This is a genomic window from Corynebacterium sp. HMSC034E11, from assembly GCF_001835905.1.
Lineage (GTDB): Bacteria > Actinomycetota > Actinomycetes > Mycobacteriales > Mycobacteriaceae > Corynebacterium > Corynebacterium coyleae.
Map to the genome: position 1 here is coordinate 1 of NZ_KV826369.1, position 12,387 is coordinate 12,387.

8 protein-coding genes, 1 tRNA gene and 3 pseudogenes are annotated in these 12,387 nt (G+C 53.2%); 10 read left to right on the top strand and 2 right to left on the bottom strand.

All coding sequences use genetic code 11. From position 1 onward, the window contains the following. From HMPREF2690_RS11575 to HMPREF2690_RS11580, 4 genes and pseudogenes are all read left to right on the top strand, one after another. Positions 1–361, top strand: a pseudogene (locus HMPREF2690_RS11575) (transposase); the annotation flags it as partial. 347 nt (positions 362–708) lie between these two features. Beyond that, on the top strand, positions 709–1,917 hold the full coding sequence (locus tag HMPREF2690_RS00200) for an IS110 family RNA-guided transposase (protein WP_070819845.1): 1,209 nt from the start codon (positions 709–711) through the stop codon (positions 1,915–1,917). Between the two features lie 439 nt (positions 1,918–2,356). Next, on the top strand, positions 2,357–3,865 hold the full coding sequence (locus tag HMPREF2690_RS00205; protein WP_070819846.1) for a glycosyltransferase: 1,509 nt from the start codon (positions 2,357–2,359) through the stop codon (positions 3,863–3,865). A gap of 335 nt (positions 3,866–4,200) precedes the next feature. Further along, positions 4,201–4,777: pseudogene (locus HMPREF2690_RS11580) on the top strand (transposase); the annotation flags it as partial. Positions 4,778–4,837: 60 nt separating this feature from the next. Here the strand turns inward: HMPREF2690_RS11580 and HMPREF2690_RS00210 are convergent. Continuing rightward, positions 4,838–5,065: a hypothetical protein gene (locus HMPREF2690_RS00210; protein ID WP_070819847.1), complete on the bottom strand. Its 228-nt coding sequence runs from the start codon at positions 5,063–5,065 to the stop codon at positions 4,838–4,840. A gap of 51 nt (positions 5,066–5,116) precedes the next feature. Between HMPREF2690_RS00210 and HMPREF2690_RS11585 the strand changes: the two are divergent. Then, positions 5,117–5,806 (top strand): annotated as a pseudogene (locus tag HMPREF2690_RS11585) (IS256 family transposase); the annotation flags it as partial. 140 nt (positions 5,807–5,946) lie between these two features. On the opposite strand, the gene HMPREF2690_RS00215 reads toward HMPREF2690_RS11585, so the two are convergent. Next, positions 5,947–6,019 (bottom strand) — tRNA-Asn (locus HMPREF2690_RS00215). Between the two features lie 112 nt (positions 6,020–6,131). Between HMPREF2690_RS00215 and HMPREF2690_RS00220 the strand changes: the two genes are divergently transcribed. From HMPREF2690_RS00220 to HMPREF2690_RS00240, 5 genes are all read left to right on the top strand, one after another. Next, on the top strand, positions 6,132–6,395 hold the full coding sequence (locus HMPREF2690_RS00220; RefSeq protein WP_070819848.1) for a hypothetical protein: 264 nt from the start codon (positions 6,132–6,134) through the stop codon (positions 6,393–6,395). 27 nt (positions 6,396–6,422) lie between these two features. Further along, on the top strand, positions 6,423–7,064 hold the full coding sequence (locus HMPREF2690_RS00225) for a hypothetical protein (protein WP_141761151.1): 642 nt from the start codon (positions 6,423–6,425) through the stop codon (positions 7,062–7,064). Between the two features lie 115 nt (positions 7,065–7,179). Next, entirely contained in the window at positions 7,180–7,995 is an 816-nt protein-coding gene (locus HMPREF2690_RS00230) for a hypothetical protein (protein WP_070819850.1), read from the top strand. A 194-nt stretch (positions 7,996–8,189) separates the two neighbouring features. After that, positions 8,190–10,469 (top strand): NERD domain-containing protein, encoded by a 2,280-nt coding sequence (locus HMPREF2690_RS00235; RefSeq protein ID WP_070819851.1) that lies wholly within the window; start codon positions 8,190–8,192, stop codon positions 10,467–10,469. 566 nt (positions 10,470–11,035) lie between these two features. After that, the gene (locus HMPREF2690_RS00240) at positions 11,036–11,962 is read left to right on the top strand and encodes a hypothetical protein (RefSeq protein ID WP_070819852.1); all 927 of its coding nucleotides are present in this window, start codon (positions 11,036–11,038) and stop codon (positions 11,960–11,962) included. Positions 11,963–12,387: the final 425 nt, after the last annotated feature.

Here is a 12,387-nt window from a genome sequence, read left to right on the forward strand (position 1 = left end):
CCGAACTGGACCACCTACATCAGATCAGACACACGCCTGGGAGAGGTTCGTGCCGTTTCCGCAGTTCCCGCCGGCGGCGCGCAAAGTGTTGTACGCCACTAATTCAATCGAGTCGCTCAACGCTGAGCTGCGCAAAACTACCCGCGACAAGGACTAGTTTCTGAACGATACCGCGGCGCTGAAGACGCTTTGGCTGATGATCTGCAACATCGAAGACAAGCGCGCTGCCCAGCGAGCGAAGAAAACAAAGCGCGACGTTGAGTGCAACGGCTATATTGAAGGAGCGAAAGCCACCGGCTGGAAACAAACCATCAACCAACTAGCCGTGGCTTACCCTGACCGATTCGCGGACTGCTTGTAAACCAACCCCATTACGTTGTTAGCAGTTCCACCCCAGGGCACCGAAGATTCATAGGCCGTCCACCCGATTGGGCGGGTTATGTTTACTTCCGTTCCCTCCGTTCGCAAGAACAGTGGAACTAGTCGCTGGCTTCGGTATGGCTTATTCCTGTCCCTGTCTGAAAATGATCCGGGGGGTGATGTCGCCGAAGACAGTGACATACTCAAACTGCTAATAGGAACTTGACCCAGCCCAGGTGGTATGAGGTCTCACAGTAATGTGGATGCCAGTGCAAGTATGTCCGACCAACCCCAGCGATGAAGCATAAATAATCCAACTTCTCATTCATCGCTAGGAGGCACACACCCATGGCCTATGACTTCGTCATTGGCGTGGACGTCGGCAAATACTTCCACCACGCCTGCGTCCTCGATTCCCAAGGCAGACAAGTCCTGTCCGAACGCATCAACCAGCATGAAGGCTCACTACGCAAGCTCTTCGGCAAATTTCTCGCCGATGACGCTTCGGTTCTTGTCATTGTCGATCAACCCAACAACATCGGCCGGTTAACCGTCGCAGTCGCCCAAGACATGGGGGCCGACGTTCGCTATCTACCGGGGCTTGCGATGCGGCAGCTCTCTCGCATCCACGTCGGCAACTCCAAGACCGATGTGCGCGACGCCTACGTCATCGCCCATGCCGGTCTTAAACTTCCGGATGCCTTGCGCAGCGTCGACCGCGTTGAGGAAGTCTTTATCCAGCTGAAAGTGCTCAACGGTATTGACGAAGATCTCGCCCGGGCCTACACACGCCTGATTAACCAGATGCGATCCGCGCTCGTGGGAACCTATCCTGCATTCGAACATGTTCTGCGCGGACAGGTGATTCATCGCAAGTGGATCCTCCACCTACTTGCCAAATACGGTGGCCCCACCAAGATTCGACGCGTCGGTAGAGCACGTCTGGCAGCCTTTGCGCGCAGTCACAGGGCGCGCAATCCTGAGCCTGTCATCGATGCCATGCTTGCTGCCATCCACGGGCAGACCGTGTCCATTGCCGGGGCAGAATACGCCGAACTTGGCGTAGCAATGTCCGCCAAAGATGCATTGGCCAAACTCGAGCATCGTAAAGAAATCGAGACGCAGGTGCTCAAGCTCATCCAGGACATTCCTCACACCGAGATTCTTTTATCCATGCCCGGCATCGGTCCGCGTAGCGCCGCGCAGATCCTCATGACCGTTGGCGATATGTCCGACTTCCCCAATGCAGCGCACCTAGCGTCCTATGCAGGCCTATCACCGCGGACGAATCAGTCGGGAACGTCCATCATGTCGAATTCGCCCAACCGGGCTGGCAACAAAAAATTAAAGAACGCCCTATGGCAATCGTCTTTTGCATCGATCAGATTCCACGAGCGTTCCCGACAATTCTATGAACGAAAACGCAAAGAAGGCAAAAGACACAACGCCGCAGTTGTCGCACTCGCACGCCGACGCCTAAACGTTCTCTTCGCCATGATGCGTAGCGGCGAGCTCTACCGAGACATCTCCACAGTCCAAGAGGCCACAGCAGCTTAGAACCAACAGCTCCCACCCAAGCCGATTGAGCAGCAAGCCCAATCGGCTCCTCGAGATGCCCGAAAACAACATTCACACGGCGAAGCAGAAGCCCTTCATACCCCCAACAACCTCACCCACGGAGTTGACAACCTATATAGGAACACCCCCCAAACACAAGCAATCGGACACTCTCAAATCCCTTACTTTTTGTTCGACTCAAGCGTTATCCGCTCGACTTTTAAACTGAACATTACCCACCTTCCGATTTTAAAACTTACAATGTTACGTACATTCGTTTATCTCTCTGGATCCGTGCGCGGCCGACACAGCTACCCGCGCCACCGTCAGAAAAGCGGAACCACACTCAGAAATCTGATAAGTGAAACCTTCATTAGAGTCGTAGTCTAATAGAAAGCTTCCTTATTACTATTCCCCTCGCGCCCTAAAGGAGCCCCCTATGCGGACAGTCGTGCAACTTATGGATTCACTCGGATTTAATCGAGGTGGTCTCACGAAAGCGGTTTACAAGCGGGTCAACATGTACTGCGAAAAGGGTTATACGGTAATCGTCTGCGTAACCAGATACCAACCGGATGCCAAAGAGATTTTCCTGGCATTACAGAAACAAGGCCTTCTACACACCGACGCACGTTTTCACTCTTTAGTAAACAGTGACATTCCGATGGATGTCGATAGGAGCCTTTCTGGCTGGACTAGATCCGCAAACAGAGTCGAAGCAGAGAACCGCAACGATAGGGTCGTCCGTCACTTCGACAACCTCGGCAGGTTCTTAGGCCTCGAAAAACTTGATAGCTCGGGACATAAGCTATTTGAAGACCATCACTCTCCCTTGAGCCCCCATGTAATTACGCACCGAGCATTCTTCGATCGCGCCCAGAATATCCGGAAAGTGCAATATTTTGACACTTCGTGGAATCCCCGCTTCGAAACAGTGTTTGGCGAGGCAGGCGCACCGGTCTACAGTGCTTGGATATCACCCGAGGGAAAGCAGGATAGGTTTATCTACTTTGGAGATGAGTCGGAAGATACTTCCGAATTTCCAACATGGAATGACCTACGTTCCGCAATGCTCGGACGTTGGCTGAACACTTTCACACAGCAAGTCTCAGTGATATCGGACGAGCCCATGACCATGCCTTTGCTGATTCAAGGAGAAAGCCTCGATCACGTCACGGGCATCGGCGTAATGCACACCACCCACTTCATCGGCAGTGGATACGAGAACCCCTTACGGTACAAGGGCTGGCTTTCCCGTTATGTTCCCGGAAAAGGAATGCTCAAAAAAGTTGTCTGCATCACCAATGCACAACTGGCGGACCTACGCACCTTAATGCCGGATTTAAACGAGGAAAACTCTGCAGCCATCCCGCATGCGCTTTCAAATCCCAATTCGTTTCAGCCTAAACCTGACTTCAAAATGTTCGCCTATCGGCTCTTGTACCTCGGACGCCTTGCGCCCGAGAAGCAAGTTGGTTCACTGATCGAAGGTTTTGCCAAAGCTCTAGAAGATCTGCCTAAGCTACGACTCGATCTCGTCGGAGAAGGGCCCGAGAGTGCACATTTAAGAGAGCTTGTCTCACGTTTAGGGATCGAGGATGCTGTAACTTTTCATGGATATCAAAACGAGCCTCTTAATTGGTATGACAACTGTGATGCTCTGTTAATGAATTCCAAGTTTGAGGGTTTTGGGCTCACTATCCTCGAAGCATTCAGCTGCTCTTGCCCAGTAATTAGTTCACCAACGAAATACGGCCCCTTGGAACTAGTGAGGGACGGGATCAACGGTTTGATGTTCGATGGGTCCCCGTCTTCGCTGTATGAGCAGATTAAGAATCTTTACGCTGATGAACAAAGATACAAAGAGATGCGCGAAAATGCGTTACTTACCCTAAACGATTATCCTCAAGATCAGTATTCGCAAGCATGGACACGCATCCTTGATTAAAATTGACCAATAGAGTTTCCTCCAAATGGGGTCCTCATAATGTCTCACGGCACCAGCATGAAGGCGTTCCTGTAGCCCCAAGCTTTGCTTAGTCACCCGAGTCCCACGACCCCTCGATTTCCGCTTTTTGCTGTTAACCGGCAGAAAGTGTTTCTGAGTTTCGGCGTTATTGCTGATCAGGCTGGGTAAATCGGGCGGATATAGGCATCACAACCTTATATCCGTCCGAATTGCGCTCAATCCTCCGGAATGGCACCCGCATGTGCTAGTCGAGGGTTGGTGTGCTTTCCGGGTGAGTAAAAAACAGACCACGGTGCCCGGTATGTGCTGGGTAAATAAAGAAAAACGGAACCACATCCAAAGGCACAACCAGGTGGCGATGCAAGGACCCGAACTGCGGCAGCTCCACGACACGAACCCGCAGCGACCGCACGCTGACCCGCGACTTTAAAGCCTTCGTTGCTTATGCGACCTCCATAGCGGCGTTGTCTGAACTCGCCGAGCAACACAAGGTGAGCCGTTGGACACTTGACCGTCGATTCAAACCGTTTTGGCTTATCGACATCCCCAACAACGGTGATCCGCAGCGCGTTTACGATCAGATCTTCATCGACGGCACCTACACCGCCGCCGGATGCTTGCTCGTGGCAGCGCGTCCACGACCACGTCATCGCCTGGCACTGGGCCAAACACGAAACCGCCCATGCGTATACGCAGCTACTTCGCAAAATTGCTGAACCGCTCTGTGTCGTCCTCGACGGTGGACAAGGTGCTTTGACTGCGATTAAAGCCTGCTGGCCGAACGCGATGATCCAACGCTGCCTCGTCCATGTACAGCGCGTCATCCGCCGCTACACCACCTCACGGCCACGAACCGACGCTGTTAGGTCCACGGATTTAGTAACGCTGAGGTGAGTATCCAGTAACGCGCGGGTGAGTATCGAGTAACACCCGGGCGTAGAACATGATCCGCTACTTCGTATTGGCTTCTAGGCGCATGTTCGGTCCTTCCAGCGTGATGATCTCAGCGCCAACGACAAGCCGATTCAGTATCGACTCGGCGATGACGGCATCCGGGATGGACTTGTACCGCTCATCGGGCGTGAACTGGGAGGTGAAAATCGTTGACCCGCAGTGTCGAGCAGATTTGGCGGACCAGCCTTGTAAGACAAGGTCCATCACGGCGCGGTAATCAGTCACGATCGGACTCCTCCGATGATGCCGCGTGTCCTTTTGCCACGTGGTCAGAAGAATCTTCTCCCAAAGCGTTGCTCGATACTCACCATTGCGTTACCCGATAGTCACCACGGTGTTACTAGATACCCCCGCGCAACAACCGACGCCGGCAATGCCATCTACGCACTCGCGTTGAAACTAACCCGTATCACCACACTCGACCAAGCACGGGAGTGGACGCTGCGTCTGCACGACTTCGGGCAGGTATTCAAAGCATTCCTCAACGAGAAAACGCCTGTGCCAAACAAGCGCCGCACACTCAATAAGCAGTGGGAATGGGCCCATCTACGGGTGCGCAAAGCCTACAACTCACTGCTGCACCTATCGCGCAACAACTGGCTGTTTACCTACCTGCAGCCTCCACCGAATGCGCTTGAGCCAAAAACGCTGGGCGTCAACGACAAACAGTCTGGAAGGCGGTGTCAACGCCGGGCTCAAACGCATCGCCGACGCGCATCGCGGCAGGGACGGGGAACGTCAACGGAAAATGCTCGGGTGCCCCGCACCAAAAAGTAACTGCCTGACGATCCGTTAGGCATCGCGAGGCAGTCCAACTGGGGACAGGGCCAACTTGCCAAAGTATCCACCCTGACCCAAACCGAGAACCAAGCCGACCAGGAAACAGGCCGACCAGTCCTCTACGACAACGCTATCCCAACCGAGTACGAACACTCGATAGGAATCAGAAAAGGCCTCATGAGATAGCGGATTCAGTAGTAAACGGTGTGCCCATCCGCGACACGCCGAGCCAGACACACTTTTGACCCTTAACCCCCCCATAACCCCTCCGCTCGGTTTAATAAAATATCCCGGAGCTTTAAGCAAAGCTCCGGGATATTAACCTGCTCCTCCAACTGGGCTCGAACCAGTGACCCTTCGATTAACAGTCGAATGCTCTGCCAACTGAGCTATGGAGGAATATTTTGTTGTGTTGCTCATTGCTGTGCAACGAGAGATAACAATAGCGTGGATTGTTAAAGGTGCAAAATCGCCTGGTAAATGTGGGTATTTGTGCGTTAATGTGGCGGTTATGATTATTCCTGTTGGTGGGGTTCGTCCACACGCACTTGCTGGCGGTCTTATTGGGTTGGGTGTGGTGTTCATGCTCACGGCGCCGCGCTTTGAGGATTGGCGGGCGCTGACGTTCTTAGGCCTGGCGCTGATTGTCCCGTCGGTGGTGTGGCTTGTGGCGGATCGCTGGTTTAGCCGGCCGCGTGGGGTGGTGTGGTGGTTGCTCATCGCTATGGCGGTTGCGCTTGGGGTGTGGGGAATTGCGCTGTTTCCCGCGACATAGGCGGTGATGGTGAGTAGGGTGGGCGACATGAAGAAACCGATGCTTGCTCTCGGCGTCGCTGCCGCCGTATCCACCTCTGCTGTTGTTGCTCCGTATGCGTTAGCGGAAAGTAGCGCCTCGCAAGGCGATAGCGCTGTTACTCGGGAGGAAGGTACGGCGGGGGATGAGGGGTCGTCGTTAAGCAATGGCGCCATTGTGGGCATCTCGCTGGGGGTCCTGGCGGCCGTCGGTATTGGTGGGGCAGTTGCGGTGCAGCAGGGGTGGCTGGAATTGCCGGAGCCGCTGAATGCTCAGGTGCTTGGTGGGCTAGCGGCAATCGCGTCGGCACTGTCGGTGCCTGCGCTTGCGCCGAAGCAGAAGGCGAAACCGGCGGGGAACTCGTGCTCGCCAAGCGCGTTTGACGCGGTTGTGCCGGAGTGGCCGGCAGGGTTCGGTACGACCGTGAACTTCTGCGACGGCAAGTGGGCCGTTGCGGGGGCGAAGGGTACGGACTGGATTCTGTTCTTCAAGAACACTGACGGCAAGTGGGCCAAGATTCCGGCGGATGGCACGAAGCGGACGGGCATGACGCAGGCGTGCTACAACGGCATCAAACTGCGCCAGCAGGGTGCGCCGGAGGCGTTCATGCGCGAGGTGCCGGTGTGTACGCCGGCGGAGATTGGGGCGTAGAGGCGTCTTTAAGCTCGCTGAAATCTAATATTTCCAGAAGAAATACTGGATATTAGTAACTTCCTTAGGGTAATCTGCGAATGATCGTAGATATCTCTGTGGAAGGAACCAGCTAATGGCCTCACATAAAACCAGGGCAGGAATCGCAATTGCGCTTTCCTGCTCTCTTGTGTTTGGTGGAACAAGTGTCGCACCTGCCCAGGCACAGATTGGCGGGGCGAAAGTGGTAGACGTTGCCGCTCCATATGCAACACCGCGCCTGGACATGTCTAACCCGTTCTATGTTGACGGACAGCATGTCGTCGTTTTCGGCAAGCGCTACTCGATGATTGAGGCGGGCGCTCTCGCAGTGCAGGTGACGATTGGTGCAGCGGTGGCAATCGCCGCTCTAGTTGCACGCTCGAAGGATTGCGGTAGCTCGGAGGTTTCGGCGACGGAGCTGAGCTCGTGCTTGGGCGAAGACTTCGGCATCATCCCCGTCACGGTTAAGACATCGCCTGAATACGAAAAGGGAAAGCTGCTCTCTGACCTGCGAGTCGGAGCAGATGACATGCAAGGTTTTGGCCCATTTTCACTCGGTGGGAAAACCTACATGGACTCTCTTGTAACTACCGGCATCTTCAGCGGATGGGGAACAAGGTATTTCGAATTTGCTGGCGACGACATCGACGCATTTGGTGCCGTGGTCGGAATTCAAGACCAAGGCAATGGCCGCTCGCGTCCGGTGCCTGCAAAGGCAGTGCTGATTTTCCGTGTTGATGGCAAGACTGTCAAGAACGTCGAGATTACTGCGGGGAAGCCACAGTACGTTGAGCACAAGTTCACCGAACGTGGGAAGAACATCAGAGTTGAGATCGTCGGCATGGAAGCCGATGGATCTCAAATGAACGCCCACGGTGGTGTAGTTATCGGTACGCCGCGGGTGTGGTAGTTCGCAACTGGCGGTTTGAGATTGGCCAGTAGGTCGCTCGTGGGTTAAGTAGCAAACTGAATGCTTAAGCTGCCCAACCAAAAGTTGCTTGCCATGTATGAGAAGATCAAGGAAGCTAGCAGCTCAATGCATGATTTAGCCGAAGAATTTCGATTGGGTACACGGCGGCAGCGCTAAAAGACAGGGCGTGATTAATGGCTTATCGGAAGTCGAAGCAGCGAACCAAGGCCCTGGTTCGCTCGCGTAAGGACGAGGAGCGCCGAGCGGCAGCTTTGATTGAGAATCCTGAGTTGTGGACAATCGAGCACCAACTCGAAATGCTCGGTCGAATCACCGAGGACTACGATGAATCGACAGATCAACGCAGTTTCCTAGAATCAAAGTTAAATAGCTTAATCGAACAATTCCGAGAGCTAGCAGGAAACTATGACCCAGCGCGCGTGATTGGGGTCATGCGCATGCTGTCGTTTGTGAATGCCCGTAACCAGCTTTCGTACCAGCGACTGAATGAAGGACGAGATTATTCGATCTCCTTGGTGGAAGCCGCAACGCTTGTGCTTTACTGCGGTGCTCAAGTGAGAGACGCAGATAGCTTTCCGGAACCAGCTATCGGTAACGGAGTGGTGGATGAAGCAGCGGAAAAGTTTTTTGAAATCATGCGGCAGATTCGATTGGTAGTCACCGCCCTCCAACTGAACAAGACTGGGCAGATGTCCTCACAAGCTCAGATAGCAGCGCGTCATTCAGCGGTCAGGCAGTGGATTCGGGAGTCCACCTACAGTTCAGTCCTGATGGAAATAAACCACGACTTGTTCAGTGCGGCGAGTATTGATGAGCTACTCATGGTCAATCGATCATATTCCTTTGGGGACGTTGAGAGGGTCTTTGGTTGGCTAGCGCACTCGGCGGATGACCGGTTTAATAATGCTGCCGATCAGCTCCTTGATCTGTTTAACCAGCGGTTTCAATTGTCGGACAAAGATGCTGAACGAGTAATGCGGGCGTTGGCGCGCATGTTTGCCCCGCCTTTCAAAGATGTGACGCTTTCCGCCAGAGAGGTCGCTCAAAGCACCGGCCAGTCCGAACCGGTCGTGCAAAAAATTCTGGAGGATTTTTCAATCAATCTTTCCGAGCTTCCTGAAAAGCACGTCGGCACGATGCTTGTTGAGGGGTCAAGTCCCCTATTTGAGTTTCCTTTAGTGCGAGAACGGGAGAATCGTTTTTTGATTCCTGATGAGGCTTTACTCGCTCCTTCGATCAAGCGAAATCTCGAAACGACTCTGTTGACAGCCAAAGCGTCTCAAAATGTGTACAGCAATCATCGCAGTCGTTTTCTTGAGACGAGACTCTCGACGGTTCTAGAGCGGTTTCTGCCGCACGCGAAATTACTGAAAAACGTTAAGTTTCGATCCTTGGATAACGAAAGGGGAGAAGCCGACGTTGTTTTGTTGTTTGGAGACGTCGCCGTTATTTTCGAAGCAAAAGCGGGTACTATTTTTAAACTCGGTGAAACTGTCACAGTATCTAAGTTTCGGAATCGGTTGCATCAAAATATTTCGCAGGCGTCAAAGCAGGTTGAGAAGATGCGCCATGTTATTGAGAAAAATAGGTGCATTCCACTGGAACGTGGACAGCCGATTGATCTATCCGGAGTACGGGAGATTCATACAGTCATTGTGACCTTAGATGACCTACTGGATCTATCAGCGCAGCCGTTGGATCTGATCGACGCGAAAATCCTAGAAAAAGAAGACCAGCTGCCCTGGGTGGTATCGCTCGGCGATTTGCAGCTACTTCTAGCTCTCATTGAAGAACCATCTGAACTTCTTGCCTACTTGAGACGTCGTCGAGATCCGATGATCGCGAAGAAGTATCGGACTACAGACGAAATTGACCTTTTCCAAGTTTTTAGGAAGACAGGGTTGTGGGCGGAAGATGAAGCTGATGCGAAGATCCCTGCGCTAGTGATGTCCATGACATCCGATGTCGACGCCTGGTTCTATGGGGATTCTGAATCGAAGCCAGAAATGAAAGAGACCCCTCTTCTTCGGTACGTCCGGCAAAGTCGTTCGAAACAGTTGCCTCATTGGTTTGAATTCGGAGCCGCGCTGATGTCGATCGGCGAGAACTCACAGGAAGAAATTCTCTGCGGGATCAACCAGATAGTCAGAAAGACTCGAGCCGATTCAATGTCGCACAAGCTTACTTTTTTCTTTGAAGATCGTTCGCCTACTCAACCGGGTTGCCTATTGGTATTCAAGACGAGAGGCAGCGTGGAATTCACAGAAGAAAAAGCAGAGTTTGCCCGTTACTTAAAGGCGAAGAAGACGCAATGCGAAACGGATAGAGCATTCGCATGTGTACTGGACGGAAAAGGCGCTTTAGTTGATTTGATCTACGAGTCAGGCGAATACTCGGTTTCAGACTTTGCAGCTGAGGAATGGGCTTCTTTGATCCCATTGCAGCGTGATTGAACTGTGCCGCAGGTGATTTCCAAATCGTGGTAGCCCTGTTGCGACCGCGTATCTTGTGACACTGTGGAGACTATCCGGCAACACTTGTGTGCGCATCGAGTAACAGTCCGACGGTGGTCGGTCCGCGTGGCGCGTTGAGTATCTGGTTCCGAGGCTTCAAACTTGTTGGTTCCATCGTGATCTTCACGATGGATAACGAGTAGCCTATTTTCCGCGCTGAAACGGCAGGGAGTCCGACAATCCGCACCGTCCAGCATCAAAATGAATTGCACGCGCGGCTCTTCAACAAGGCGGCGTGTCGCATTTACGACCACTTTGATGAAGCTGTGGAACGGCGGCGGGTAGCAGTAGGGTAGGCGTCGAGGTCTTCTCGGCTAACTCGGTACGCCACTTCGAAGTGGTGGAGCGGAGGGGGCCTTCTACAAGGGCCTACCGCCTCGTCGCCCCAACCGCTAGGCCGAGATCGGTAAGTTCTTCCAGTTTGTGGAGGTGCGTCGCAGTGGAGGGCGGCGCTTCCACGGTTAATCTCCCGAGCCTCTGGAGCGCGGCAATGCTAGCGTGGGTTCATGAGAAACCCGTGGGAAGGTCTACCTGATGATGGCGAGTACGTGGCGGATTGTGATGAGGGTTGCCTTGGTTCGTTTGATGACATTACAGACGATAAGTGGAAGCTTCAGCTAAAAGTTTTACCTGAGCCATTCATTGGAGATCCTGCCACCGCCTCTTTTGTAGCGCTGCAGCTGAATCCTGGCGGTGCACTTTCGGACGATTATGAAAAGGGAATCTCTAGCGACTACAGGGCTTTCAAACCAAAGCACGAAGATATTCTCGCCAATCTTTCCGGTGAGAGAAGGGAAATGTATTGGGCTGAACCCACTCCGAATTTCGGTGAGGGTGGCAAAGAACTCTATAGTGCGCCTCACACTTGGTACTTCGGTGCCGAAATCGAAACGAAATCTGGGTGGGAGTACCGATTTGCGCGGCGTTCCCGCTTTCAACTGCTACTGCTTGCACTGAGCTCACCACGGGCTCGGGGAGAGCTGAGGAAACTCAAAAAGCCCTCGATCGAAAACTTTCATAAAGTTGTTCTGGCTGCCGAAGGTGAGAATTTTCCTTCGAGTCTTGACCGTGCCTACGGAATTCTAAGAAAAAAATTTGCTGTGCTTGAATATTTTCCCTACCATTCCGTCAAGGCGGATACCGGAAAGATCAAAAAATCAAAATTGCCTAGCCAGGAGTATTCATTACACCTTCTTGATCAGGCAATTGCCAACGGAGCTGACATTTTCCTGACGAGGTCGGTCACCGCATGGAGAAGCCTCCCTTCTAAGTTGTTCGACCACGGTGAGCGGTTGATCATTGCATCTAACAAACAGTCTCCAACCTTTACGCCCGGCAACGTTCGTAGGTGGGATAGTACTGCGGGTAGACAGGGGGCCAAGGATCCGAACCTATTCTGGAAGGTCGTGGAAAAGCTTGATCCGCAGGAATGAGACCGAAGAGAGCATCGGCCAGGAAATAGCAGCGTGAAACTTTCGCAGTGTTCGAGGGGCTTCCAAGCGGTGCTTCCTAAGCGGCCCTCATGCCCACGCGTTTCGAACAAAGTCGGGTGATCGATCGCAATAACGGATCTGGGGAGGCGAGCGCGAGTTCTGGGAGCACTTCGAGCGTAAGAAGAAGGGGAAACGACATCGACCTAAAGATGTCGATGCTCCCGGCGGTGCTAAAAGAGCTGAAGGAGCAGGTGACGCGCCTCCGCTGGGAAAGGAGCACCAGCTGGTGCTGGGAAGTGCCAGCAAGGGTATTGCGGGCACTGTCCAGGGTTTTCGCAATGTGCTTTTGGCGTACTCATTCGTTCAGAATGGGTGGCACTGTCTGCGCGCCTGTGTCTGATCTGATGTAGGTGGTCCAGTTCGGC